Origin of the sequence: Methylobacterium sp. Leaf91, from assembly GCF_001422815.1 — a bacterium.
Classification (GTDB): Bacteria; Pseudomonadota; Alphaproteobacteria; order Rhizobiales; family Beijerinckiaceae; genus Methylobacterium.
Window position 1 is genome coordinate 40,254 of the sequence record NZ_LMMP01000017.1, and the last position, 24,281, is coordinate 64,534.

Sequence of the window (24,281 nt, forward strand, 5' to 3'; positions counted from 1 at the left end):
CAAGAGTGAGACCCGCCACCGGCCCGCCGCGGCTCCCTGGTGCGTGCATGGGCGGATCGGGCCGGAAGCTTGTCAATCGCAGCTCGTATCAACCGATCCGGATCGTCTCGGAAGTTCGTTCACGTCCGCGAGAGCCCGGAAAAGGCCGGCCGAGGCCCCGCGCGGATTTCTTCCTCCTGCGAAACGGTCTAAACCGCGCCGCACGCGCTGACGCCGCGCGCCACCTCAAACCCAAAACCGCTTACCTGCCTCGTTCGCAGGAGTGAGCCCCCGGAGACTCGTTCGCGATGCCCATTCTGACATTCCCCGACGGCAATACCCGCAGCTACGACGCCGCGGTGACCGGCCGTACCGTCGTGGAGGGCATCGCCAAGAGCCTCGCCAAGCGCACCGTCGCCATGGCGCTCGACGGGCGGGTCCGCGACCTCGACGACCTGATCGATGCGGATGTGCGCATCGAATTCCTCGACCGCGCCGACCCGCGCAGCCTCGAACTGATCCGGCACGATTGCGCCCACGTCCTGGCGGAGGCCGTGCAATCCCTGTGGCCGGAGACCCAGGTCACCATCGGCCCGGTGATCGAGAACGGGTTCTACTACGACTTCGCCCGCGACCAGCCGTTCACGCCAGAGGACTTCCCCAAGATCGAGGCGAAGATGCGCGAGCTCATCGCCCGCGACGCCCCCTTCACCAAGGAGGTGTGGAAGCGCGACGACGTGCGGGCGCTGTTCGAGTCGAAAGCCGAACAATACAAGGTCGAGCTCGTCGACGCGATCCCGCCCGGCGAGGACCTGAACATCTACCGCCAGGGCGAGTGGTTCGATCTGTGCCGCGGCCCGCACATGACCTCGACGGGCAAGGTCGGCACCGCCTTCAAGCTGATGAAGGTGGCGGGCGCCTATTGGCGCGGCGATTCCAACAACCCGATGCTGACCCGCATCTACGGCACCGCCTGGGCCACGAAGGAAGACCTCGACGCCTATCTCCACCGGCTGGAGGAGGCCGAGCGCCGCGACCATCGCCGCCTCGGCCGCGAGATGGACTTGTTCCACTTCCAGGAGGAGGGGCCGGGCGTCGTGTTCTGGCACGCCAAGGGCTGGACCATCTTCCAGGAGCTCATCGCCTATATGCGTCGCCGCCTGAAGGGCGATTACGCCGAGGTGAACGCGCCGCAGATCCTCGACAAGTCGCTCTGGGAGACCTCGGGCCACTGGGACTGGTACCGCGAGAACATGTTCGCCGCGCAAAGCGCCGGCGACGAGGCCGAGGACAAGCGCTGGTTCGCGCTGAAACCGATGAACTGCCCCGGCCATGTGATGATCTTCAAGCACGGCCTGAAATCCTACCGCGACCTCCCCCTGCGCATGGCCGAGTTCGGCATCGTCCACCGCTACGAGGCGTCGGGCGCCATGCACGGGCTGATGCGCGTGCGCGGCTTCACCCAGGACGACGCCCACGTCTTCTGCACCGAGGACCAGCTCGCCGACGAATGCCTCAAGATCAACGACCTGATCCTCTCGACCTATAGCGATTTCGGCTTCGGCGACATCGTGGTGAAGCTCTCGACCCGGCCCGAGAAGCGGGTCGGTTCGGACGCCCTCTGGGACCATGCCGAGGAGGTGATGACCCGCGTCCTGGCGCAGATCGAGGAGCAGTCGGGCGGCCGGATCAAGACCGAGATCAACCCGGGCGAGGGCGCCTTCTACGGGCCAAAATTCGAATACGTGCTCCGCGACGCCATCGGCCGCGACTGGCAATGCGGCACGACCCAGGTGGATTTCAACCTGCCGGAGCGCTTCGGGGCGTTCTACGTCGATGGCGACAGCCAGAAGAAGGCACCGGTCATGGTGCACCGGGCGATCTGCGGCTCGCTGGAGCGTTTCACCGGCATCCTGATCGAGCATTTCGCCGGCCATTTCCCACTCTGGCTCGCGCCGGTTCAGGTGGTGGTGGCGACGATCACCCAGGAGGCGGACGGTTACGCCCGCGAGGTCGTGGCGGCGCTGAACCGCGCCGGGCTCCGGGTCGAGTCGGACCTGCGCAACGAGAAGATCAACTACAAGGTCCGCGAGCATTCGCTGGCCAAGGTGCCGGTCATGCTCGTGGTCGGCCGCAAGGAAGGCGAGGAGCGCACCGTCTCGATCCGCCGGCTGGGCAGCCAGCAGACCCGCACCGCCGCCCTCGACACGGCTCTCGCCGACCTCCTCGCGGAAGCGACCTCACCGGATATCCGCCGGGCGCAGGCCGTGGACGAAAGCGTGCCGAGCGCCGAAGTCGCGCTCGACGGCCAGCACGGGGAAAGCCCGACGCCGTGATCCGGTCTCGGTAAGCATTCCCTCTCCCCGCCCGGCGGGGAGAGGGATAGGCGTTGTTCTACGGGACCTCGTTGCCGGCGTAGTTGATGGAGCCGTCGGCGCCCTTCTTCCACATGTACATGACGTAGTCGGGCCGGGTGATGTCGCCCTTCTTGTCGTAGGAGATGTCGCCGATCACGGTGTCGAACGGCTTGCCCTGGTGCAGATGTGCGGCGAGCTTCTGCCCATCCGTCGATTTCGTCGCCTCCATCGCCTGTTTCAGGATCTGAACGGCGGCGTAGGAATAGAGCGTGTAGCCTTCCGGCTCGAACTTGATCGCCTTGAAGGAATCGATGGTGGCCTTGGCCTTGGGGTTCTTGCGGGCGTCGGGCGAGAAGGTCATGAAGGTGCCTTCGGAGCCGGGGCCGCCGACCTGCGCGAACTCACGGTCGGCGAGGGCATCTCCGCCCATGAGGGGAGCCTGGAGGCCCTGGTCGCGCATCTGGCGGATCAGCAGCCCGGCCTCGGTGTAGTAGCCGCCGAAGTAGATCACATCGACATTGGCCTGTTTGAGCTTCGAGACGAGGGCGGAAAAATCCTTCTCGCCGGGCGTGAGGCTCTCGGAGATCGCAGCGGACCCTCCCTTGGCCTTCAGTGCTTTCAACGTCTCTTCGGCCAGCCCCTTACCGTAGGTGCTCTTGTCGTGGATGAAGGCGACCTTCTTGCCCTTGAACTTGTCGGCGAGATACGCCGCCGCGACCGCGCCCTGCTGGTCGTCACGGCCACAGGTGCGAAACGTGTTCCAGTTGCCGCGTTCGGTGAACTTGATCGCCGTGGAGGCGGGGGTGATCTGGATGATGCCGGCCTCGATCAGCGCTTCGGAGACAGGAATCGAGACGCTGGAATTGAAGTCGCCGACCACCATCTTCACGCCCTCGCCGGCGAACTTGTTGGCGACCGACACGCCCTGCTTCGGGTCGGAGGCGTCGTCACCGACCGAGACGACGAGCTTCTCGCCGTTGACGCCGCCGGCCTTGTTGATGTCCTCGACTGCCTGAACCGCGCCGTTCCGGATCTGCGCGCCGAACGCGGCGCTCGGCCCCGTGATCGGCGCGATGACGCCGATCTTGATCTCGGCCTGCGCGGTGCCCGCCAGCATCAGCGCGCCCAGCGCCACGCTCATCGCCATCAGTTTTTTCATGGTCATTTCCCCTCGATCAGCGCGGCGGATCGAACCGTCTCCGCATGGCGCATGGTTGCATGAAGATGGTGCTGATTCACGCCCCTTGCCGGTCCCGCCAGGTCAGGGGGCCGGTGCGCTCGTAGAGCCAGCGATACTGGGTGGTCATCTGCCGGGTGCGGGTGACCCGGTAGCCGAGCGCGCCGATGGCGAGGATCACCACCGCGTCGAGGGCGTAGCCGGCCGGCGAGAGCAGCGTGCCCGAGAACAGGGCATAATGCAGGAAGCGCGAGACCGCCGCGATGGCGAGCCCCGCCAGCACGCACTGCCAGAACGGACGCCATCCCCGGGCGAAGCTGCTGCCCGCCATCCAGGCCGCGCCCCCGCCCATCGCCAGCGTGACGAGGAGGAAGATGCCGAGATTGGGCGTGTCGAGGGACAGGGTCTCGGTCATGATGTCTTGCCTGGCAATGCCATCCGAAGCGGGACGCGCCTTCCCTCCCCCCGAAGCGGGGGAGGGTGGCCCGCGAAGCGGGTCGGGAGAGGGGAGCGACGGCTCCGGAGAGGTCTCCCCCTTTCCCGCCTGCTCCGCAGGCACCCTCTCCCGCATGGGGGAGAGGGTGAGGGCGTCATTGCCAACCCGCTCAATGCTGGCCCCCTTCGAGATAGGCGGCCTTCACCTGCGGGTTGTCGAGAAGCTCGCGGCCCGTGCCGCTCATCGTCACCGCGCCCGTCACCATGACGTAGCCGCGATGGGCCAGCTTGAGGGCGTGGTAGGCGTTCTGCTCGACGATGAAGACGGTGAGGCCCTCGCGCTCGTTGAGGTCGCGCACGGCCGAGAAGATCTGCTTGACGATGAGCGGGGCGAGGCCGAGCGACGGCTCGTCGAGCATGAGCAGGCGCGGGCGGCTCATCAGGGCGCGGGCGATGGCGAGCATCTGCTGTTCGCCGCCGGACATGGTGCCGCCACGCTGGTCGAGCCGCTCCTTCAGGCGCGGGAACAGGACGCACATGCGCTCCAAATCCTCGGCGAAGTATCGCCCGCCATGCAGGGCCGCGCCCATCTGCAGGTTCTCGCGCACGCTCATGCGGGAGAAGATGCGCCGCCCTTCCGGCGACTGGGCGATGTTGAGGCGCGCGATCTCGTGGGTTGCCATGCGGGTGATGTCGCGGCCCGCATAGGTGATGCTGCCGGTCCGTGCCTGCGGCTGGCCGAAGATCGTCATCATCAGGGTCGACTTGCCGGCCCCGTTGGCGCCGATCAGGGCGACGATCTCGCCCTCTTTGACGTGCAGATCGACGCCTTTCAGGGCCTGGATGCTGCCGTAATAGGCAGAGACGCCACGCACATCGAGGAGCGGCGCCTGAAGCGCGCGGGTCTCCTCCACGAGGACGTTGATGCCGGCGACACTCATGCTTGCGTTCCCGTCAGGCCGACCTCGGCCTCCACCGCCGCCACCTCCTCGTCGTCGACGCCCAGATAGGCGGCGATGACGCGGGTATCGGTGCGGATGTCGTCGGGCGTGCCGTCGGCGATCTTGATGCCGTAATCGAGCACGACGATCCGGTCGGAGATCTGCATCACCACCGACATGTCGTGTTCGATGAGGAGGACGGAGGTGTCGTACTCGTCCCGGATCAGTCGCAGCAGGGTGTTGAGCTCCGAGGATTCGCGCGGGTTGAGGCCGGCGGCGGGCTCGTCGAGGCAGAGCAGCACCGGATCGGTGCACATGGCCCTGGCGATTTCGAGCCGGCGCTGATCGCCGTAGGGCAGGTCGCCGGCGGCATCGTCGGCCCGCGCCGTGAGGCCGATCCGGTCGAGCCAGGCGGCGGCTTTCTCGATTCCCGCCTTCTCGGCGCTGCGATAGGCCGGCAGGCCGAGGATGCCGAGGATCGAGAATCCCGAGGCACGCATCAGCGGCTTGTGCATGGCCACCAGCAGGTTCTCCAGCACGGTCATGCGCGGGAACAGGCGGATGTTCTGGAAGGTGCGGGCGACGCGGGCGAGCCGGTTCACGTCATGGCCGGGCAGGCGCTCGAGGAGGTAGGTCTCGCCGCCCTTCTGCACCAGGCGGATCATGCCCTCGCTCGGCTTGTAGAAGCCAGTGATGCAGTTGAAGACCGTGGTCTTGCCCGCGCCGTTGGGACCGATCAGGGCCGTGATGTCGCCGCGCCCGACCTTGAACGAGAGGTCGTTGACGGCGGTGAGGCCACCGAACCGCATGGTCAGGTGGTCGACGATTAGCACCGGATCGGCGGGGCCGCCGGGAATGGCGGCGGGGGGCTCGTCCTGCAACGTCGCGAGCCGGTTGATGCCTGTGGCGAGGGTCATCGGCCGCGCTCCGCGATGGTGACGGAGGGCGTTCGCTCGGAGATGAGGCCGCGCGGGCGGAACACCATCATCGCCACCATGGCGAGGCCGAACAGAAGCAGGCGGTACTCGTTGGGGTCGAACCCCTCGCCGAACACGGCCTTGAGGAAGCCGAGATTGCGCAGGAGTTCGGGGCCGCCGATCATGACGATGGCGGCGATGGCGACGCCGATCTGGCTGCCCATACCGCCGAGCACGACGATGGCCAGGATGATGGCGCTCTCCAGGAAGTTGAAGCTCTCCGGCGAGACGAAGGCCTGCCGCACGGCGAAGAACGATCCGGCGAAGCCCGCGAACATCGCCCCGAGGGCGAAGGCGGTGAGCTTGGTGATGGTGGTGTCGATGCCGAGCGAGCGGCAGGCGATCTCGTCCTCGCGCAGCGCCTCCCAGGCCCGCCCGAGGGGCAGGCGCCGCATGCGCAAGGTCACGAGGTTGGTGACGAGCGCCAGGACCAGGATCAGGTAATACAGGAAGACCAGCCTGTGCATGGCGTTGAAGCTGAGCCCGAACGTGGCGGCGAAGCCGTTCTCTCCCGCCGTGAAGGGCAGGCCGAAAAAGCTGACGCGCGGGATCGAGGAAATGCCGGCCGCGCCCCCCGAGAAGTCGGTCCAGTTGATGAGGACGAGGCGGATGATCTCGCCGAAGGCCAGGGTCACGATCGCGAGGTAATCGCCCCGGAGCCTGAGGACGGGAAAGCCCAGCAGTACACCGAAGGCGGCGGCGAACAGGCCGGCCAGGGGCAGGCAGATCCAGAAGGACAGGCCGAACACGGTGGAAAGCAGGGCGTAGGAATAGGCCCCCACCGCGTAGAAGGCGACGTAGCCGAGGTCGAGGAGGCCCGCGAGGCCGACCACGATGTTGAGCCCCCATCCGAGCATGACATAGGTCAGGATCAGGATGCCGAGATCGATCCAGTAGCGGCCCTCGCCGAGGGACCCTGTGAGGAGGGTGGCGAGGAGCGGCAAGGTGAGGGCGATCACGAGGGTGATGGGCGCGAGGATCGCGGCGAGGCGGCTCGCCCCTTCCACCACCGGCGCACGGGCGGCCCGCCGCCGCGCCCGCCCGGTGAGGTAGAGTTGCTGCACGAGGCGTAGCACGAAGATGGCGGCGCAGAGGGCGAGCACGGTGCCCCAGCGGGTGGTGATGACGAGGCCGATGCCTTGGCCGAGATCGGTGCGGTAGCTGACGATGGGCACACACAGGCCCAGCGTCACCAGGGCGAACAGCCCCGCATCCTTGATCAGGCCGGGCAGGGGAGACGCCTCGGCGCGGGCGGTCGCGGCGATGGGGGTGGTCGAACCGGTTGCCACGTCAGACCTTCTCCACTTCGGGCCGGCCGAGGATGCCCGAAGGCTTGAAGATGAGCACGACGATGAGGATGAGGAACGCGGCCACATCCTTGTACTCGATGGTGAAATAGGCCGACCAGAAGGTCTCGATCAGGCCGATGATGATCCCGCCGATGACCGCGCCGGGAAGCGAACCGATGCCGCCGAGCACGGCGGCGGTGAAGGCCTTCACGCCGGGTACGAACCCGTCCGAGAACGAGACCACGCCGTAATAGAGCAGGTAGAGCGTGCCCGCGACGGCGGCCAAGGCCGCGCCGAGCACGAAGGTCAGAGAGATGGTGCGGTCGACATTGATGCCGAGCAGCGCCGCCATGCGCCGGTCCTGCTCCACGGCGCGCTGCGCCCGGCCGAACGGCGTCTTCTGCACGAGGTACCAGAACCCCGCGAGCAGCACGGCCGTGGTGATCATGATGATCGCCTGCTTGTAGGACAGGGTCACGGTGTATTGCTCGTTCTGGTAGAGCACGACCACGTCGCGCACGAGGGGCGGCACCGGCTTGTTGCGGGCGCCCTGCACCACCTGGACGAAGTTCGACAGGAAGATCGACACGCCGATCGCCGAGATCAGCGGCGCGAGGCGAAACGACCCGCGCAAGGGCCGGTAGGCCATCCGCTCGATCGCCCATCCCCACAGGGAAGTCAGCGCCATGGCGATGACGAGGACAATGAGGAAGACCAGGGCCACGGACGAGAGGCCGAGCCAGGTGGTGAGGATGAGAAACGCGATGAGCGCGATGAAGGCCGAGACCATGAAGACGTCGCCATGCGCGAAATTCACCATGCCGATGATGCCGAACACCATCGTGTAGCCGATGGCGATCAGGCCGTAGATTGACCCGAGGGTCAGGCCGTTGATGAATTGCTGGGCGAAGAATTCCATTGATGGGCTTTCGCGAATGGCATGCCAGAAGCGCGAATGGCATGCCAGATGGCCGCCCGCCGCCATCCTTCGTGGAGATCGGCGCGGGCGTGGGGAGTGTCCGCAAGAACGCCCCGGGGTCAATCCAAGAATCGTTCTCGTCCGAAGGGATTGTCAGTCAGCGTCATGACGCCGCTCTCGGAGGTCGGATGCTCGATGCGGGAAGAAGAACGCTCTCCGCCAACGCGGCCATCCCAGACGAGCCATCGTCGACCCTACGGTTTCCCGTAGTACGCAACCTTTCCGGGCACTGCCAGACATGCGCCGAGGACGGAGTTGCTGGCATGATCCACATCATCACCCCCGCCAACGAGGGCGATTACCGCGACGAGATGGAGCAGGCCTGGCGCCTGCGCCACGAGATTTTCGTGACCGAGAAAGGCTGGTCGGACCTCGCCAGGCCGGATGGCCGCGAGATCGATCAGTTCGATACGCCCCATGCCATCCATTTCCTGGCGATCGAGGATGGCAGGGTGATCGGCTATAGCCGGCTTCTGCCGACGACGCGGCCGCACCTTCTGTCCGAAATCATGCCACAGCTCTGCGAGGGCGAACGTCCGTGCGGCACCCGGAGCTGGGAATGGACGCGGCAGGCCGTGGCGCGCTCGCACAGGGCCCGCGGCAAGGTGGTCAACCCGGTCTCCCTCGCCCTGCTCACGGGCATCGTCGAATGGGGCATGCACCACGGCGTGAACCGCCTCGTGCTGCAGATGCCGACGCTCTATCTGCTGCACGTGGTGCAGCTGCACTTCCGCGCCCGCCCGCTCGGGCTGCCCCACACGATCAGCGGCGAGGACATCATCGCGGCGACGGCAGAATTCGACGAGCGCACCCTCGCGCGCCTGCGCAGCGTCAGCGGCAACCCGGATTCCGTGCTCGCACCCTCGTCCTACGCCTATCTCGCCGCCTGAGCGGCGGCCACTCGGCAGACAGCAGACGACACCTCGAAGACGAGGGTCTTCGACAACAGAACAAAAGGGCGCTCCCCATGTACTCATCGGCAGTGAACCGGGAGGATCACCTCCAGACGCTGGCAGGACATTGCATCGCGGCACGGGAGATCATCGAAACGTCGGGCACGCTGGTGATGCGCCAATTGGTCGATCTCCTGCTCTTCGAGATCGGCGTCGCCATGGCGAAGGCGACCGAGGCCGAGACCCAGACCGGGCAGCAATCGGTGCTCGGCCACTGAACCCGTCGACCACGGGACCTCCGCGCCGACCGGACGGCGCGGGCCGGGGTGAACCAGGACCCGGCCGCATGTGTTGAGGGTTCAGCAGATCGCTCCCGATCGTCTGGAAGAACCGACATGCCGGCATTCGTCCGTACCCTCGCGCTCCTCATCGTCGCCGCCTCGGCGGTTCCGGCGCTCGCACAGGACGGCCAGACGGGACAATCCGCCTTCCTCACCCAGGCCCCGCTGGGGAGCTTCAAGGCGTCCAAGGTCATCGGCCTGCGCGTCGTGGGCCAGGATCATGTCAAGGTCGGCACCATCGAGGACGTGCTGGTGGACGGGAACGGTCGCATCCAGGCGGTGGTGATCGATGTCGGCGGCTTCCTCGGTGTGGGCGGCAAGCGGGTCGCGGTGGCCTTCGACCAGATGGCGTGGAACACCAACGCCAAGGCCGGAGAGCTTCCGGACCCGTCCATCGTCAAGCCGAAGGACGCCCCCTCCGAGGCTCGAGCCGCCAAAGTGACACCCGAGACCATGCCGGGCGCGAAATCCGGCGATGCCGTCCTCAAGGCGGAGAATACCGGCGATACCGACCAGGCCACCGGCCCCGCGGGCGCCGCCACCACGACCGAAGCCACGAAGGGCCGGGCGAGCGTCCATGTCGGCGAGCCGATCGAGGCGGAGATCCGCCAGACGAAAGCGGAATTGCAAGCCGCGCCGGTCTTCACCTACCCGACGCAGAAGGCGGAGTGAGGAGGCGTGCCGGGCGCGTGGTTCGGGAGCGGCCGCGATCCGCCCGCATCGAACCTGGGCTGCGGAGCTTGCGGCCGGATGCGCATTCCAGACCTCCGGCCTGAACCCGAGATCCGAACCCGACGACACTCTTCTTGATGATCGCTCGACGATCCCATCCGGCCTCGTGGCCGTCTCCGGGATCAGACGCTTCGGGGTACAACAACTCGATTGAGTTGGTGCGGCCAAGAGGACTCGAACCTCCACCCCTTGCAGGACTAGCACCTCAAGCTAGACGTAAACGTTGAAAATAAACGATATTTTTGCAAAACCGCTTGTTTGGCGTGATCGAAATATCAATGACTTAGAGCCGGTTTGCCAAACGCTTTTCGCCGCGTCGATGCTGCCCGCCAAGGCGCATATCCCCATCGGATGGCCCGCGACTTCAGCACGAGCGACTCGACTCGAGCCATAGGCATAGCCATCGTTATGTTGTTAACTGACCCGGCTCCTTATGGGCAGGTGGCCCGTTGGCTCAGCCAGACTAACATCAGGATACTTCTCCGAGGCGGCTTATGCGTGCACTGGCATACATCCCATAAGACCCAGGTGCCTAGCCAATAAGATAAATTGATTTCAAGTAGGAGTATAATTTTGATGCAATATCTGCGACTAGCTACGTTTGGATCATGTTTATCAAGAATAGTTGGCAATCAAATCATCAAAGAGTTGCACGCTGAAATTATATCCAGCGTCTATCACGTGCGATCTGATGCTTATATTGGTCGATTTATAGAAAACAATTGGACAGAATATAGTTTAGATGTTTTGAAAGAAACATTTTACAAAAAGCCGACTACGGCATCGACCCTTGAGGAATCAGTTGAACAGATTATACTAAATCAGGATCGATTGAGCATTGGCGGGCATGCCCTAGACGTATTCGTTCCCTTTCCCTCGGCGCTTGAGAGCCAACCTGACCTCATCATCGTAGATAATCATGTCGATTTAGGTGCGCGTTTATGCCGAAAATTGGAGGACGAACGCGCTGGTAGTTTCGTGCTCTGGCAAGACGACCACCCCGGCTGGACACTTGGTCAACTGTTAAGCGGGGAGGAGGGGGCCGGCAACATGTCGCGTTTGCTCGCCCATTTTCGTGCGGTAGCGCCTGTTGCTGCAATTGTTTTCATCAATTTCCCGTACAGCGCATATGGCGAGGATTCCGAAAGAGCTGATCGCGCACGACGCTATGAACGTGCACTTATTCAGCCTCACGATGCATTAGTTCTTCCATTACGGGATATACCTGAAGAAAGATGGGGAAATGACTCGGCTCATTTTAAGGCCGTTCAATATCGCGACTTTGCCACAGAAATTATCGATTTTATCCGAAACTCTGGCATACTGAAGTCCCAACACGTTCGAGTGAATGTCCAACAGCAGTCGCGGCAAATAAATACGATGTATGCCGCTGGCCAGTTTGCAGAGTTAGCTGAGCTAGAAAAGTTGGTAGATCACTCAGCATTGTCAGGGCAAGCGTTGTATCGCTTGGGAATGGCATGTTGGAAGGAGGGACGCAGCGCAGAAGGCTGCGCGCTGCTAATTTCGGCAGCTCAGCGTGAACCGGAACTCAGGCCCGCTCTAGAGAATGCGATTCGATGCGCGGCGGCCATTAACGACATTAGGCTTGCCGAACTTTTAGCTCTGCACAGTCAACGATTCCCCGATGAGCAGCGCTTCCGTGGGAGACACTGTCCAACAACAATATGACGCATCGAGAAATTATAAATAATACGATACAATGTTCTACTTGTTCAATATACTTTGACACCCTTTTGGCTGATTTTTATATTTCTCTGGCAGTAGTCCGTGTATGCTATTCGCTCTCCCCCAGATCTTAAAGTAATTAGGGATCCGTCTAGGTCTAATTCATGCGTCGTTCCTCAGGCATGAGCGGCCTATTATCAAAGATTTGAATCTCCATTAGCGTCCCATGCTCGATATTCCCTCTCGTTATAGTCGGTAGCGAGTTGAGTTTGCTGTCTGTAGCATTAGGCGTGGGCCGTCGGCAGCTCTGACACCTGCGTGGTGTAGCGTGGACTCCGCATCTCGAACTTCGTCGACCAGGTCCTCTTTTTTTCAAGGCCCGCCCGGGCCGGCACGACGGCACCGCGGCCGAAGCGCCGATTGCACTCGTCCATCGCCGCCATCAGCGGAGCGCTGCGCTCACGGTCGAGCTGGCCAATCAGGGCGCGCTGGGAGTCCTCCAGCAGCTTGAGGTCGGTGGTGATGACGCCAGCCTTGCTGTAGCGCCACGGCCGTTCGCCCGGAGCTTCGCGCCAGGTGCGGGCCACGCCTTCGCGCGCCGCTTTGATCAGCGCCAGCGTGTCATTCGTCGCTTCGGGCAGGGTGATCGTCGTCGAGACTGAGCGCATCGGGTCGCCGCGGTCGTGCTCGGATGTGTGATAGAAAACCGAGACGTGGGTCGTGCCGAGCCCACCCCGGCGCAGTTTCTCGCCGAGCCGGGTCGCGTGGGCCGCCACCGCCTGCTCCATCGTCGCCCGGTCCTCGATCCGGCTGGAGAACGAGCGGGTAACGGCGCAGCCCTTCCGCTGGGCCGGCATCAGTTCGAGCGGTAAGCAGCACACGCCGCGCAGCTCATGGATGATGCGCTCGCCAACCACCGTCATCGCCTTGCGGACCGGACGCGGGTCGAGGTCGCGCAGATCGGCGATGGAATCGACACCCATGGCTTCCAGCTTCGCCAGCGAGGCACGACCGATCCCCCAGACCTCGCCGACGTGGATGCGACAGAGCCAAGCCGCCCGCTCGTCCTCGTCCGAGAGGTCACACACCCCGCCGAGATCCGGAATCGTCTTGGCGATGTGGTTGGCGAGCTTNGTGGATGCGACAGAGCCAAGCCGCCCGCTCGTCCTCGTCCGAGAGGTCACACACCCCGCCGAGATCCGGAATCGTCTTGGCGATGTGGTTGGCGAGCTTCGCCAGCGTCTTCGTTGGCCCGATCCCCACGCATGTCGGAATGCCGGTCCAGGCGCGCACCGTCGCACGCAGGTCACGCGCGAGCTCGAGGCGTCGATCCTCGCGCACGTCGGACAGGTCGAGGAAGCTCTCGTCAATGGAATAGATTTCCACCGTCGGCGAGAAGTCGCGATAGACCGCGTTCGCCCGGGCACTCATGTCGCCATAGAGTGTGTAGTTGGATGAGAACGCTCGCACGCCCTCGCGCTTGCAAAGGTCGCGGATCTTGAACCAGGGCTCGCCCATCTTGATCCCGAGCGCCTTGGCCTCGGCGGTGCGGGCCACCGCGCAGCCATCGTTGTTGGACAGTACGATCACCGGGACGCGAGCGAGCTTCGGGTCGAACACCCGCTCGCAGGAGCAATAGAAGCTGTTGCCGTCGATCAGCGCGATGGCACGGCTCATCGAACTAGGCCGGCCCGGGCGATGTGCCAGCGGATCGAGAAGCGTACCACGCCCCAGATTTCGGCCTCGCCGGCCTCCTCAACGGCGAAGGCCGGCAGGTCCGGGTTCTCGAACGATAGCCGCGCGACGTTCCCATCGACCAGGAACCGCTTGATCGACATTTGCCCGTCGATTGCCGCGACCACGACGCTGCCGTGCGACGGCTTCAGGCTCCGATCGACCACGGCAAGGTCGCGATCAAAGATCCCGGCCGCCTGCATCGAATCGCCTGAGATGTTCCAGGCGAAGGTGGCCGGTGGGTTTGGTGCCAGCCAGCGCGGCAGTTCGAGCGAGCCTTCGAGGAAGTCGTCAGCTGGCGAGGGGAAGCCGGCGCACAGCGTCGGACCCATGATGGGGATGTGGACAACGTCGGTACCGCCCGGCGTCAGCTCGTCGATTCGATAGACGCCCATGGCCCTCTCCGTTAGAACGAAAAGAGAACAAACAGGCCGACGGTTCCAGGTCAATCTTAACCGCAGGCGGCCTGTTCAAGCCTGTGGAGAGCTGTGGATGGCGCGCCAGACATACCGATTTCACTGCACCGACGGACACACCGCGATCATCGACGAGACGGGTGTGAAGCTGCCGAACACCGGCCTGCTCTGGCACCACGCCGAGCGAGCCGCATGGCAGGTCATGGAGCTAACCGGGCGCAATCTCGACTGGTCGGATTGGGTCGTCGACGTTCACGACGCCGCGGGCCGGCACGTGATGACCCTTGGATTTACGGACGTGGTCAACGTCCCGATGGCAGCGTGAGGAGACGCGAGATGGCAATCAAGACGACGTTCCTGGTGCAGACTTTCACCATCAAGCGGAAGCGCCTGGTACCCGGCGACCGCGAGCTTGCACCCACAGAGTTCGGTGCGTTGAAGAAGGCCGAGGCGATGGCAGGTCGGATGCCGGGCACCGCCGCGATCAAAGTCATGGCCGACGACGAGACCGGCGAATTGGAAAGCGTGGCGATCCTCGGCCAATTCGGCGAGATCCCGGACGATTTCGCCGAGAGCCTCGAGGCGGCCTAAACGCGAAAAAGCCCGGCGCGCCATGACGGCGGCCGGGCTTTAGTGATGGCGGGTTCGGCGTCTGGTCTTCAGCTAAACGGCCCAGTCGTGATGAACCAGCGCCGTAGGCTGCGTCCCGAAATCGAAGTCGCTTTCCTGCACGCTCGATACCCCACGCAGGACGAACTTGATCGCCGGATCCACCCCATCGAACGTGACCAGGGTGTCCTTCCCGCCATTCAGCACACGGGTGTTCACATCGAGGAAGCTATCGACGAGGGCGGAAACGTCGAGATGATCACTTCCAGACTGGAAATTGTAGACGTTGTCCTGCCCAATATCGGCTCCAAACACGAACGCGTCCGACGCTGCGCCGCCATAGAGGCGATCGCCGCCTACGCCGCCGTCCATCGTCGCGCCATTTGCGCCGGCTCGGATAGTGTCGATGCCATTATCTCCAAACAGCACCGCGTATCCGCTTCCGCCTCTGATGACGTCATCACCGGCGCCACCATTGACCGTGTCGGTGCCCTTGCCTGAAAAGATGGTGTCAGCGCCCTGCGTGCCCGTGATCGTCGAGGACGCGCCAATCATGCTCTGCGATGAGATGCTCACACCCGAGGTGATGGCCGACAGGTCAAGCGACGCTCCTTTGGAGACATAGACCGACTCGATGCTATCAAAAGTGTCGCCGGTGAATGTGAAGGTGTCCGAGCTTTGCAGCAGTAGCTTGTCGGTGCCCCCACCGCCATGAACACTCGATCCACCATCGGTGATGATCAGCTGGTCGTTGCCAAGGCCGCCATTGAGGGTGTCGGCACCGCCCATGCTACGCAGAATATCGTTCCCGGCTAGGCCTGTCAGGATGTTGACGTTGTTGTCACCTGTGAGGGTGTCGGCCTTCTCACTGCCGATAAGACCTTCCATACCACTGAAAGTGTCCCCCTGAGCATCGCCACCGGAGGCAATTCCGAGGAACAAATTGACTGTCACGCCTTGCGTAGAATGTGCGTAACTTATCGTATCGATACCGTTACCACCAGCAATAGTGTCAGCACCTGCGCCACCTTCAATAACGTTTCCGTTATCGTCACCATACAATTCATCTTCATAGATGCTTCCTCGAATATTTGAAATATCGGTCAAGGCATCGCTCAAGAAAATCCCTTGATTATCTGAGCCCGAACCACTTCTCAGATCGACAATGACGCCCAACAAGCGGCCGGGCACAATTTCAAAGGGTGAATCGAAGTGCTCATAGCTGACGGTATCGTTATCCCCGCCCCCTTGGATAGTATTGGATCCTAGCCCACCTTCTAAAATGTCATCACCGCCGCCGCCTTTTAGCGAGTCATCGCCGGAAGCGCCCTGAAGTAAGTCGTTCCCGCCGCCGCCCTTTAGATTGTCATCTCCGGAACCAGCAAGAAGTACGTCCCCCTGCTCCCCGCCATCAAGATCTAGCGGGCCTAAGATATCAGAAAAGTCGACATATAATCCATCTTGTGAAGAGCTAAGCAGCTGCTGCTCGGCAATTGGTGCGTTCGTAGCCAGCGGCGAGTCAGCTGAACCATTTGAAAGAACAAAGTTTTCGCCCTGAATGGCAATAGAGACAATCTGTTGAGCTATTAAATCAATTGGTCCATTGACTAAAATTGCGTCATCACTGTTCAACCCGTCGTAGCTGCCACCGAGGGTGTACTTTATAGTCGCCATAATATCACTAATCCCCTGATACTTGCTGCTCTAAGGTTATATATAAACTTAAAAGTTGAATTTTCTGTAACCATCGTTTACGCGCGTCAGTTTAAAGTAAAAATCGAGCACTATTTACCAAGCCAGCTTACCGCAATTTGGATTTTAGTCGAGGGCCAGAAGAGTGAGCTGCAAACGTGCTATCGTGACAAATACATATATATAATGACATATAAATCCATTCTATTGCTTATTTGCTATGAAATACCTTCCCAAATAAACGACAAAGCAAATTATAGATCCGCGGTTTTAGAACGACTAATATGCTCCTCAACAAAATCATTCACAGTCAAGCGAACAGGGCGCGTTGTACCGTTCGGATAATGACGCTTGAAGTACAGAGTCTGCTTGTCGCTAATCAGTTTGCGTGCTTCGTCAACGAGGAACCGGTGCACGCGAGTAGAATTCGCTGACCAAGCGTTGAAAACGAGGCAATCTCCCGCCAAACTATCATCATAGGACAACGCGCCCCGGCCCTCGACCCAGGCCTCCGCTTTGTCGCGATTTGTCAGCGCCCAGCCCACAAAGCCTTGTATCTGTCCCGCTTCATCGACAGCAAAGCAGTAATGGCCCCGATTGATCTGGCCCACGAGAATGCGTGACCAATCACCGAACCGCAGATTAGCGAAGGCCGGCTTCAGCATAAGGTGGCTAACTGCGAGCCCAAGGGCGATGGCAGGCTTATCCGGCCGGAACAGACGCAATACGGGCGGAAGCGCTTTCACGGTCAACTGACGTCCTCATGATGCAGCAGGGTTTCGAGTGTTCGGAAGATTACGACTCAGAGAAATGCCGCCTAAATTCGCGCTAATATGATTAATTAAGCGTTACCGGACTCTGGCTTTACGGGGGTGCAACAACGATCTGTCTTGCCCCCATCTGACGGACTTCAGGATACTGGACGTCCCGCTCTGCCCTGACCTCACCTCACTGCTGTCGCAGAGACTCGACCTCGGGGTGTAGCTCGCCGACATCTACCGCCAACTCGACACACTGGCCCTGCGCTTCGGCTAGCTGGCTGCGGAGCTCGCCATTCTCGGTTGCTGGGGCGAAGAGGATGGGATCGTCGAGAACAGCTGGGCGCGCATATACCAATGAAGTCGTCGATATCGCGACTGCCCCTCGAAGGCCCAGAGACATGAAAAAACCCGCCGCGGCGGGAGCCGGGCGGGTCAGGGGCGGTCATACAGGACTATGGATAGCGGGGACAGCTACCTCGGCGGCCGTCCGTGGAGCACCGCATCGAGCAGCTCGGAACGCGTCGCGCGCATCTCTTCCCGCACCGAGGACACCATGCCGTCGATCCGTCCCTCGAGGCGGGTGATGACGTCGCCGGTCACGTATTTCTGTGCGACTTCGACCTTGAAGGCGTTCAGGGCGTCACCCTGACGTTCGACGTTCAGCTTCACCGAGGCGAGGTCGAGCACCAGGGGGCTGACGGCCTCCTTCTCCCGCGTCTTGAGCTTGCCAGCGATCCAATCGACCGCCTTCAGCACCGCCACCAGGAACAGCGCGAACGCGAAGAGGGCAGCCCACGTGATGGGGCCGCCCGAGAGGAACGAGGTGTCCATGATGCAAGCCCCCACGGGCGCGGTGGCGCGCCGGTGTTCCGGCTGCGCTGGAGCAACCCTCCCCCCTCTTGAGGGGAGGGGTCGAGGGTCCTGCTACTTGGCGGCCTTCGGGGTAATCGCCGCGATTCCCTTCTCGACGGTGCGAGCGAGAATGAACCCGCCGATGCCGATCGAGATCAGGTTCCAGAGGTTGTCCGGCGTGGCAGAGAGCGCCGCAATGACCTCTTTCTGTAGGCCCAGCATCGGCGAGATCACGCCGACGTAGGTCACCATGAAGAGGCCCCAGACCACGACCATCGGCCGGGCGTTGCGGGAGAGCCAGCCCTCGGAAGCGGCGTCGGCGGTCATGACGCTCGCCATGGCCTGGTTCAGCGCGGTTTGGTTGTCGAGCACGGCCTTCTGGAACTCGGCCTGGACCTCGGCGCGCTTGCCGGCGTCGGGGATGACCTTTTCCAGGGCGGGGCCGAGGAACTGAAGCAGCATCGGGATAATCGTGATGAGGGCGCCCATGGGTCAGGCTCCTTTCGCCATGTTGGTGCGGAGGGCCGCGAAGAGGCTGGCCCAGAACCCGAGCGGGGCGGGCTGGCCTACTTTTGATGGGGTTTTGATCGGCTGGGCCACGGGCGCGGCCGGGGCCTTATCCGCCAACGGCTTAGCGGGCGCCGGAGCCGGACTAGAACTTGATCCGGTTTTGATCGGTGCGCCACCGCGAACCTGACTCGGCAGCTTCACCGAGTAGGGTGTGCGGAACTGATCGTACTCGGCCTGCCGGCGCGGGATGATCACCGCCGGCTTGTTCCACATCAGGATCGCCTCGGCCGCCCCGGCATAGTCGCCAGCGTTGAGGCGGCGCACGATGGTCGACTTCGCGAAAGACGGCGCCCCGATGTTGAAGCAGAGCGACACGAGGGCGTCGAACTGGTGGTCGGCGAGCGGCACCTTCACGGCCGCCGAGACCGGGCCCGCATACTGAGCGACGCCTTTCGCGAACAACGCATCGCTCTGCGCCTTCGTGATCGTCAGCCCAGGCGTCACCTTGATGAGGCCCGAGGCCGAGGTGATGCCGACGCTGATCGTCCAGACGCCGACGGAATCGCGGTACGCGGTCAGCCGCTCGCCTTCGCGCGATTTAAGCGCGGCAAGGCCAAGCGGCGTCATGATGGCAGACGCGGCCATGCGTAGTCTCCTGATTGGTGAATACAAAATTAACTGCGTACGGTCGGCTTTCCTGACCGAGGCCAAAATCAAGATGCAGCACTTCGACAATGGGCACTTGCCAGGGCCGGAAGAGCATTTTGTCGATGGCTTTGTGGACCGCTTACGAACAGTCGCTGTGCTGAGCTTTTTAGTCGGTGTTGAAGCCGCTGGGCTCGCTGCCATGGTCTTTGGTGCTGTGTCCCTTGGCAGTTGGCTGGTGGCCTGATCCTGCGAGGTGACGGCCTCGCTCAACGCCCGAGGCGAAGGCCAGTTATGGTTGCCGCGGCCTTAACTGTACTCGCCAAATTCGATGTAGTTTGTTGAAACTTTTGCCTAAGATCCAATTCGAGGCGGCTTTGCCTCGGGATTTTAGAATAATGCTTCCCGAATTAACCTTGTCCGCTCTGCCGCGCCATCTCTGGCTTGGCATCAAAGTCATGGCATCAATTGCAGGGCTATATACTTTAGCAGCACCGTCACCGTGGGCGGGATTTGATCGCAATGCTATGGCTCATTTGGCTGCGAAGAAGACGATCGACTACGATCCCGTCATCACCGGATCGGTGCCGAATATTGCGCCACGTCCGTTGAAGAAACCGGTTAAAGTTTAAGGCTTTGCCAGATACGGAGGCGGGGCGGGGCAGAACGGCAGGGATGCGTGATGAGGACGAAATACCGTCTGATTTTCGGCTGATATATTTCGAAATCCCCTTACCCGCGGGTGGCACTGTCAATGCCTCCATATGGCCTGCTCGGGAGGGGGGGTGGCGATATGCGGTCTACCTAGACGAGCTGGTCATACGCGAAGGTTGGTGCGCGACGATTGAGGCTGCACGAGGCGAGTGTTGGGCAGCACTCTGAACATTGTTGCTCCAGCTGGCTTAGCCGCAGGCGTTGACCGTCCTCAGATCACGTGGGTACTGAGAAGCGTCGTCTCGTGCGCTACCCCAACGAGCAAACGAGGCGACAGCGGGTCGGGTGTTCGTGCAGGACATTCGGCCCGTTTTTTCGTTACGACGCCTGCCGTCGACGTTAAAGCCCGACTTTCTTAGGACAGTCTTCGAGAAGGCGAAGCGATCGCGGTCCAGGCGTGCGAAAGCGCCCGCGTCGGTGGACGAGGTCATGTAGAACTCCAGGAGGCGGGCATAAAAAAACCGCCCAGAGGCGGCGGACGGACGAGCGAGGGCGCGCTACGCGATCAGAGGGTGATGCCGTAGCGAGGACGGAGCAGCCCCGACCAGGTGACGAGCGAAGCCCACTTCTCCGGGCTGAGATGCATCGCCTCGTCGACGATGATCTGATTGGCGAGCCGGCCCTTGAACACGGCGCCGTTGTTGTCGTTCAGGCCGCCTCCCACCGACCAGAGATCGTTCGCGGAGACGGTCAACGCGGTGTGGGTGGCGTTCTTGAACACGGACGGATCGTTGATCGCGATCCGGGAGGTGTGACCCACGTTGTCGTGCGACACGATATGAATATGCGCGACGCCTGCGCCTGGGACCGCTTGGACATCGTTGGTGTTGACGCTCGCCGAGCCGACAACGAACTGCTGACGCGTCACGCCCCCCACGTTCCTGATGGAGTGGCGCCAATTGTATCCGTCGGTGCCGACGTCATAGACCGTCGAGATGTACTTGAAGCTGGTATTGGTCGGCGCGTACATCTCCGGATCGAGCGAGAGGACCAGGATCTGGGTGAACGACCCGACCGCGTCCTTCTTGTCGAACTGGAGGCTTTCGCCGATCGAGCCGTCGAAGACCAGCGAGCTGTGCCCGTTGAAGATCGGGTCGGACTTGAGCAGCGTCACGCCTTTCGCGGACGTGGTCATCGTCGAGCCCGAGACCTTGCAACGGCCCGTCGGCCCGCCATTGGCGCCCGCCGCCATATAATCCACGTTGCACTCATGGATGCCGTTCGCGAGGCGGCCGAAGAACTTGTCGGCCTCGTCCCAGGACACGGTCTTCGCGCCCACGATATCACTGACGCCCGCAGCGTCCTGCTTGCGGAGAGGGGTCGGTTTGACGCTCATGATGCGGCCTACGAGTTGATGGTGACAGGGATTTTGTGGGCGACGACGTAGCGCGCGAGCGGCTCGCCGAACCGGTCGAGCTCGCCGGTGTCGTAGCGGAAGCAGGTACGCGGTCCGGTCGCGGCCCCGGCGGGGGCATCGAGGACGCCGAGGAGCCCGATCTCGAGGAACGGGTTCGTCCCGGTCGGGACGGCCGAGAGCTGATAGGTGACGGTCCGGGTTCCCGCGACATGGACCGCCGATCCCTGGACCAGCGACACGACCGACCCGTTCTTGTCGTCGCCCCAGACCACGCCGTCGTTGCCGGGGTCCACGATGTTGGTGCGGTCGATCTGGAAGGTGCCGGGGAGATCGCGGAAGGTGATTGCGAGCGATGTGCCGGTCACGACCGCCGAGACGGCATCCGGCGGCATGGTGTTGCCGCCCTTGTCGTACAGGTCCGAGACGTAGCCGTGCTGAGCGCCGTTCTTGTTGTACCCAACGGACGTCAGGTGCTGCGTGTCGGCATAGGGGAAGGCGTATTTGGAACCGACGAGGATGATCCTGCCGGGGTTCTCCAAGGCGGCCTGATGCTGGGCCAGGGGGATGGCGCTTCGGATGGTCCCCGAGCGTGTCCAGGAGTTCATCTGGCAGATGAACATCGGCACGACCTGCAACGGATTGCCGGTGACGGCACGGACGCGCGCCTGGAAACGGTCCTGCATCAAGACGAGCTGACCCTTGTAGTAGGCCAGGTCGCTGTTGACGTTGCTCTCGCCGTGCACGAGCCGCAGTCGCACGCGCAGCGTAAGCCCGAGGATCTGCGCGATCAGAGAGGCGCGCTGAACGGCCTTCACCGCGTTCTCGAAGGGGAACATGCCCTCCTGGAGCTTGTCGATGGCCACACCGCCGATGCCGTAGGCGCCTTCGAGCGTGACACTGGTCGCCGGCAGCTTGCCCGGCCGCGTCACGTACTCGGCGACGGCGGACATGTAGGTCTCGCTGTGCTGCTCGTAGCAGTCGACGATGGTCTCGATATTGGCGTCCGGCAGCGGCGCGTTGGGCACGCCGTTGGTGAGATAGACACTGTTGTGATCGGTGCCGTAGGTCAGCACGCCCGCGTTCCACATCAGCGCGCGGCCGGGAAAGACCGGCCCCGTGGTCAGCACCGGAATGCCGGAGTTGCCGACGCCGAGCGACTGGCTCAGACCGACATCGACGACGAGCTCGGTCGCCGCCGTCGAGATCGAGGTCGTCGCATACAGCTTGGCCGACACCCGCGAGCCCGGCCCGGAGATGGCCCGGTCGTACTCGATCGACGCGCCGCGTATCCTGGCACCGAGAACATCCCCGGTCGCCGTCAGCCGAACCTTCCTGCCATCCTTGTCGAACGCATAGGCATCGCCGCCCATCACGCCTGCGCGCCATTCGCGCTCCAGCGTCACGCCGACATCGGGCACGCCGTTCGCGTCGACGATCGACAGCAGGATCGCCTTGCCGTTCGGCTGAAGATCGGTCGCGAGGACGTCTTTGGCGCCGAACCAATAGAAACTATCGCTGACCTTCTCGGCCAGCGTATCGAGCCGGGCGCTCACGGGCGCGAGCGGATCGATCGGACCTAAGGTGACGTTCCCCACGTCATCGACCTGGCGCAGGATCACCGCCGGGGAGTTCCCGGACACGTCGAAGCTCTTGTAGCCGAAGAAGTAGATCGCGAGCTCTTTGACCGGCTCGGCCGCGATCTCGTTCAGACGCGTCGTCGACGTCGCCGCGGATGTCTCGACATCAGCAACGCGCAGGCTTGCCACCGTCGCGGTGATCGGATCGGACCCGGATGCGGTGCGGCGTCGGAACTGCACCTCCTTGTACGGGGCCGGCCCGTAGCATTTGAAGTCGACACCGGTGGCGGTTGCCGCTTCACCAGCGGCCTGCGTCTCGTAGATCGGGCCATTGAGGGCGGCAGCGACGGCCGCCATTTCCGAGCGGCCGGCGGCGGCCTTGGCCTCGGACACGGCGCCACCGACCTCGGCGTTGAGGCTGGCGAGTTCGGCGCGGTCGGCCTTGCGGGTGTTCAGCTCGCTCAGCGTGCCGGGAACACCCGGCTCAGAGCCCCGGACGGCAGCGATGGCGTCCGCCTTGGCTGCATCCACCTGTTCCGGGGTTGCCTTGGCGCCGACGAGGGCGTTGAGCTTCGACAGGGTGTCCGCCGAGCTCGGTGCGCCTCCTCGGACGGCCTCGATGGCTGCCGCACGGGCCTGATCGACGGCATCGAGGGAGGCCCGCTTCGCGAACTCCTCCGCGACAGGCCCGGACGCGAGAAGGTCCTCCTCGGATTTATTCGGAACGCGGTCCAGGTCGAGCAGGGACCGCACGGTCGAGGCCGGCAAGTCGTCGGTGCCATCGCCGGCATTGCCCTTTAGGGTGTTCTCAGGCGAGGGAACGAGGTCGACGTTCGCGACACCGCCGAGGCCCTCGACGCGCCAGGCATCCGAGGCGTCGTCGTAGAAGACGCGGACGATCTGGCCTTCACGGATGTAGCCGGCAGGCACGGGACTGCCGTCACGGCTGAGAAGCGGCATGGACCCCAGGCCGTCGACCTCGAGGGCGACCGGGCCGGTGTTTCCCTGATGGGGGACAAAGGCGAACGAGACGCCGGCTCGTACCTCGACGAGTCCGGAATAGGTTCGGATGCGATAGGTGTTACCAGTCCCGGACGACTTCAGCGCGCCGCCCTGGTCGTCCGCCAGCTTACGGACCCCCGACATCGTGGCGCGGATCGATCGGGCGAACTCGCGCGACGAGGCCCCGTCGTTGGCCGCGATCAGGGAGTCGGCGAACCCGTTCTCCTCGGGGGTTCGAGACCAGTTCGTCGCACCCATCGGGGCATCTCCAGACGTGCAAAAGCGGCCCCAGACGAGGCGAAGCGTGGTGGCGGACAGGGGTGGGGTCAGGTTTTGATGGCGAAGGCGACGACGGCGCCGGGAGGCATGTTCGCGTGCGCAGCACCCGAGCCGGCGTCGTTGAGGCTCAGCGTGTGGGTGTGGTCCGCAGCCGCCGTGATGGTGTGGGCGTGGTTCGGGGCGTTCGGGATCGTGTGGGTGTGCCCGCCAGCGCTATCGGTCGTGAACCTGTGCTGGTGATCGCCGCCCGCGTTGATGGTCACCGAGTGGGTGTGAGACCCGCCCGCATCGGTGCTCCCGTTTGCACCGTTGCTGCCGATCGCGATGGCCCCGAAGATATCGTTGCC

At 63.0% G+C, this 24,281-nt stretch carries 24 protein-coding genes and 2 pseudogenes; 9 read left to right on the forward strand and 17 right to left on the reverse strand.

What is annotated here, in order from left to right:
- The first annotated feature begins 287 nt into the window (after window positions 1–287).
- A complete protein-coding gene (gene thrS, locus ASF32_RS13850; RefSeq protein WP_056429398.1) occupies window positions 288–2,315 on the forward strand; it encodes a threonine--tRNA ligase in 2,028 nt (675 codons plus the stop codon).
- 58 nt (window positions 2,316–2,373) lie between these two features.
- Here the strand turns inward: thrS and ASF32_RS13855 are convergent, their stop codons facing one another.
- The 6 genes from ASF32_RS13855 to ASF32_RS13880 all read right to left on the reverse strand — a co-directional run bounded on the left by ASF32_RS13855 (window position 2,374) and on the right by ASF32_RS13880 (window position 8,074).
- Complete coding sequence (locus ASF32_RS13855; RefSeq protein WP_056429442.1) at window positions 2,374–3,495, reverse strand: branched-chain amino acid ABC transporter substrate-binding protein; 1,122 nt, start codon at window positions 3,493–3,495, stop codon at window positions 2,374–2,376.
- 76 nt (window positions 3,496–3,571) lie between these two features.
- The gene (locus ASF32_RS13860) at window positions 3,572–3,928 is read right to left on the reverse strand and encodes a DUF6867 family protein (RefSeq protein ID WP_056429399.1); all 357 of its coding nucleotides are present in this window, start codon (window positions 3,926–3,928) and stop codon (window positions 3,572–3,574) included.
- Between the two features lie 190 nt (window positions 3,929–4,118).
- Entirely contained in the window at window positions 4,119–4,889 is a 771-nt protein-coding gene (locus ASF32_RS13865) for an ABC transporter ATP-binding protein (RefSeq protein ID WP_056429401.1), read from the reverse strand.
- The gene (locus ASF32_RS13870) at window positions 4,886–5,698 is read right to left on the reverse strand and encodes an ABC transporter ATP-binding protein (RefSeq protein WP_056429444.1); all 813 of its coding nucleotides are present in this window, start codon (window positions 5,696–5,698) and stop codon (window positions 4,886–4,888) included. Before ASF32_RS13870 ends, ASF32_RS13865 begins: the two co-directional genes overlap by 4 nt.
- Window positions 5,699–5,802: 104 nt before the next feature.
- On the reverse strand, window positions 5,803–7,131 hold the full coding sequence (gene livM, locus ASF32_RS13875; protein ID WP_056429447.1) for a high-affinity branched-chain amino acid ABC transporter permease LivM: 1,329 nt from the start codon (window positions 7,129–7,131) through the stop codon (window positions 5,803–5,805).
- Between the two features lie 25 nt (window positions 7,132–7,156).
- Window positions 7,157–8,074: a branched-chain amino acid ABC transporter permease gene (locus tag ASF32_RS13880; RefSeq protein WP_056429449.1), complete on the reverse strand. Its 918-nt coding sequence runs from the start codon at window positions 8,072–8,074 to the stop codon at window positions 7,157–7,159.
- Window positions 8,075–8,397: 323 nt separating this feature from the next.
- Here ASF32_RS13880 and ASF32_RS13885 point away from each other — a divergent pair, with 323 nt between their 5' ends.
- The 4 genes from ASF32_RS13885 to ASF32_RS25370 all read left to right on the forward strand — a co-directional run bounded on the left by ASF32_RS13885 (window position 8,398) and on the right by ASF32_RS25370 (window position 11,789).
- Entirely contained in the window at window positions 8,398–9,024 is a 627-nt protein-coding gene (locus ASF32_RS13885) for an acyl-homoserine-lactone synthase (RefSeq protein ID WP_056429403.1), read from the forward strand.
- A 77-nt stretch (window positions 9,025–9,101) separates the two neighbouring features.
- Window positions 9,102–9,305 carry a hypothetical protein gene (locus ASF32_RS13890; protein WP_056429404.1) on the forward strand — a complete coding sequence of 68 codons (204 nt, stop codon included), beginning with the start codon at window positions 9,102–9,104 and terminating at the stop codon, window positions 9,303–9,305.
- 117 nt (window positions 9,306–9,422) lie between these two features.
- On the forward strand, window positions 9,423–10,040 hold the full coding sequence (locus ASF32_RS13895) for a PRC-barrel domain-containing protein (RefSeq protein WP_056429406.1): 618 nt from the start codon (window positions 9,423–9,425) through the stop codon (window positions 10,038–10,040).
- A gap of 636 nt (window positions 10,041–10,676) precedes the next feature.
- Window positions 10,677–11,789 (forward strand): hypothetical protein, encoded by a 1,113-nt coding sequence (locus tag ASF32_RS25370; protein WP_156467819.1) that lies wholly within the window; start codon window positions 10,677–10,679, stop codon window positions 11,787–11,789.
- 281 nt (window positions 11,790–12,070) lie between these two features.
- Here the strand turns inward: ASF32_RS25370 and ASF32_RS26510 are convergent.
- The 3 genes and pseudogenes from ASF32_RS26510 to umuD all read right to left on the reverse strand — a co-directional run.
- The coding region (locus ASF32_RS26510) for a DUF4113 domain-containing protein (protein ID WP_244483644.1) at window positions 12,071–12,919 on the reverse strand (849 nt) is incomplete at its 5' end.
- Window position 12,920: 1 nt separating this feature from the next.
- Window positions 12,921–13,463, reverse strand: a pseudogene (locus ASF32_RS26515) (Y-family DNA polymerase); the annotation flags it as partial.
- Complete coding sequence (gene umuD / locus ASF32_RS13905) at window positions 13,460–13,915, reverse strand: translesion error-prone DNA polymerase V autoproteolytic subunit (protein ID WP_056429408.1); 456 nt, start codon at window positions 13,913–13,915, stop codon at window positions 13,460–13,462. The gene umuD and the pseudogene ASF32_RS26515, both read right to left, overlap by 4 nt.
- Window positions 13,916–14,012: 97 nt before the next feature.
- On the opposite strand from umuD, the gene ASF32_RS13910 reads away from it, so the two are divergent.
- Window positions 14,013–14,261, forward strand: a complete 249-nt coding sequence (locus tag ASF32_RS13910; protein ID WP_056429411.1) for a hypothetical protein — start codon at window positions 14,013–14,015, stop codon at window positions 14,259–14,261.
- Between the two features lie 11 nt (window positions 14,262–14,272).
- A complete protein-coding gene (locus tag ASF32_RS13915) occupies window positions 14,273–14,527 on the forward strand; it encodes a hypothetical protein (RefSeq protein ID WP_056429413.1) in 255 nt (84 codons plus the stop codon).
- Between the two features lie 72 nt (window positions 14,528–14,599).
- On the opposite strand, the gene ASF32_RS26875 is transcribed toward ASF32_RS13915, so the two are convergent.
- From ASF32_RS26875 to ASF32_RS13940, 5 genes are all read right to left on the reverse strand, one after another.
- The gene (locus ASF32_RS26875; RefSeq protein WP_156467820.1) at window positions 14,600–16,177 is read right to left on the reverse strand and encodes a calcium-binding protein; all 1,578 of its coding nucleotides are present in this window, start codon (window positions 16,175–16,177) and stop codon (window positions 14,600–14,602) included.
- A gap of 314 nt (window positions 16,178–16,491) precedes the next feature.
- Entirely contained in the window at window positions 16,492–16,983 is a 492-nt protein-coding gene (locus tag ASF32_RS13925; RefSeq protein WP_244483646.1) for a toxin-activating lysine-acyltransferase, read from the reverse strand.
- Between the two features lie 486 nt (window positions 16,984–17,469).
- Entirely contained in the window at window positions 17,470–17,829 is a 360-nt protein-coding gene (locus tag ASF32_RS13930; protein ID WP_056429417.1) for a hypothetical protein, read from the reverse strand.
- A 93-nt stretch (window positions 17,830–17,922) separates the two neighbouring features.
- A complete protein-coding gene (locus ASF32_RS13935; protein ID WP_056429419.1) occupies window positions 17,923–18,339 on the reverse strand; it encodes a 3TM-type holin in 417 nt (138 codons plus the stop codon).
- A 3-nt stretch (window positions 18,340–18,342) separates the two neighbouring features.
- Window positions 18,343–19,005 carry a lysozyme gene (locus tag ASF32_RS13940; protein WP_244483645.1) on the reverse strand — a complete coding sequence of 221 codons (663 nt, stop codon included), beginning with the start codon at window positions 19,003–19,005 and terminating at the stop codon, window positions 18,343–18,345.
- Here ASF32_RS13940 and ASF32_RS13945 point away from each other — a divergent pair.
- On the forward strand, window positions 19,004–19,252 hold the full coding sequence (locus ASF32_RS13945) for a hypothetical protein (protein WP_056429421.1): 249 nt from the start codon (window positions 19,004–19,006) through the stop codon (window positions 19,250–19,252). The two genes, ASF32_RS13940 and ASF32_RS13945, sit on opposite strands and share 2 nt — an antisense overlap.
- Window positions 19,253–19,346: 94 nt before the next feature.
- The gene (locus ASF32_RS25380; protein ID WP_156467821.1) at window positions 19,347–19,637 is read left to right on the forward strand and encodes a hypothetical protein; all 291 of its coding nucleotides are present in this window, start codon (window positions 19,347–19,349) and stop codon (window positions 19,635–19,637) included.
- 587 nt (window positions 19,638–20,224) lie between these two features.
- On the opposite strand, the gene ASF32_RS13950 is transcribed toward ASF32_RS25380, so the two are convergent.
- The 3 genes and pseudogenes from ASF32_RS13950 to ASF32_RS25780 form a co-directional block, all read right to left on the reverse strand.
- Window positions 20,225–21,055, reverse strand: coding sequence for a hypothetical protein (locus ASF32_RS13950; protein ID WP_056429424.1), 831 nt, complete (start codon window positions 21,053–21,055; stop codon window positions 20,225–20,227).
- Between the two features lie 8 nt (window positions 21,056–21,063).
- Complete coding sequence (locus ASF32_RS13955) at window positions 21,064–23,913, reverse strand: hypothetical protein (RefSeq protein WP_056429426.1); 2,850 nt, start codon at window positions 23,911–23,913, stop codon at window positions 21,064–21,066.
- A 68-nt stretch (window positions 23,914–23,981) separates the two neighbouring features.
- Window positions 23,982–24,281 (reverse strand): annotated as a pseudogene (locus tag ASF32_RS25780) (tail fiber protein); the annotation flags it as partial.

What these genes read in the sequence shown, in the direction of transcription:
- ASF32_RS13860 (WP_056429399.1), bottom strand. Translation starts at nt 3,928, where the DNA reads ATGACCGAGACCCTGTCCCTCGACACGCCCAATCTCGGCATCTTCCTC.
- ASF32_RS13935 (WP_056429419.1), bottom strand. Translation starts at nt 18,339, where the DNA reads ATGGGCGCCCTCATCACGATTATCCCGATGCTGCTTCAGTTCCTCGGC.
- ASF32_RS13930 (WP_056429417.1), bottom strand. Translation starts at nt 17,829, where the DNA reads ATGGACACCTCGTTCCTCTCGGGCGGCCCCATCACGTGGGCTGCCCTC.
- ASF32_RS13895 (WP_056429406.1), top strand. Translation starts at nt 9,423, where the DNA reads ATGCCGGCATTCGTCCGTACCCTCGCGCTCCTCATCGTCGCCGCCTCG.
- umuD (WP_056429408.1), bottom strand. Translation starts at nt 13,915, where the DNA reads ATGGGCGTCTATCGAATCGACGAGCTGACGCCGGGCGGTACCGACGTT.
- ASF32_RS25370 (WP_156467819.1), top strand. Translation starts at nt 10,677, where the DNA reads ATGCAATATCTGCGACTAGCTACGTTTGGATCATGTTTATCAAGAATA.
- ASF32_RS13945 (WP_056429421.1), top strand. Translation starts at nt 19,004, where the DNA reads ATGCGTAGTCTCCTGATTGGTGAATACAAAATTAACTGCGTACGGTCG.
- thrS (WP_056429398.1), top strand. Translation starts at nt 288, where the DNA reads ATGCCCATTCTGACATTCCCCGACGGCAATACCCGCAGCTACGACGCC.
- ASF32_RS13955 (WP_056429426.1), bottom strand. Translation starts at nt 23,913, where the DNA reads ATGGGTGCGACGAACTGGTCTCGAACCCCCGAGGAGAACGGGTTCGCC.
- ASF32_RS13915 (WP_056429413.1), top strand. Translation starts at nt 14,273, where the DNA reads ATGGCAATCAAGACGACGTTCCTGGTGCAGACTTTCACCATCAAGCGG.
- ASF32_RS13910 (WP_056429411.1), top strand. Translation starts at nt 14,013, where the DNA reads ATGGCGCGCCAGACATACCGATTTCACTGCACCGACGGACACACCGCG.
- ASF32_RS13950 (WP_056429424.1), bottom strand. Translation starts at nt 21,055, where the DNA reads ATGAGCGTCAAACCGACCCCTCTCCGCAAGCAGGACGCTGCGGGCGTC.
- ASF32_RS13890 (WP_056429404.1), top strand. Translation starts at nt 9,102, where the DNA reads ATGTACTCATCGGCAGTGAACCGGGAGGATCACCTCCAGACGCTGGCA.
- ASF32_RS13940 (WP_244483645.1), bottom strand. Translation starts at nt 19,005, where the DNA reads ATGGCCGCGTCTGCCATCATGACGCCGCTTGGCCTTGCCGCGCTTAAA.
- ASF32_RS13865 (WP_056429401.1), bottom strand. Translation starts at nt 4,889, where the DNA reads ATGAGTGTCGCCGGCATCAACGTCCTCGTGGAGGAGACCCGCGCGCTT.
- ASF32_RS13870 (WP_056429444.1), bottom strand. Translation starts at nt 5,698, where the DNA reads ATGCGGTTCGGTGGCCTCACCGCCGTCAACGACCTCTCGTTCAAGGTC.
- ASF32_RS13880 (WP_056429449.1), bottom strand. Translation starts at nt 8,074, where the DNA reads ATGGAATTCTTCGCCCAGCAATTCATCAACGGCCTGACCCTCGGGTCA.
- ASF32_RS13855 (WP_056429442.1), bottom strand. Translation starts at nt 3,495, where the DNA reads ATGAAAAAACTGATGGCGATGAGCGTGGCGCTGGGCGCGCTGATGCTG.
- ASF32_RS13885 (WP_056429403.1), top strand. Translation starts at nt 8,398, where the DNA reads ATGATCCACATCATCACCCCCGCCAACGAGGGCGATTACCGCGACGAG.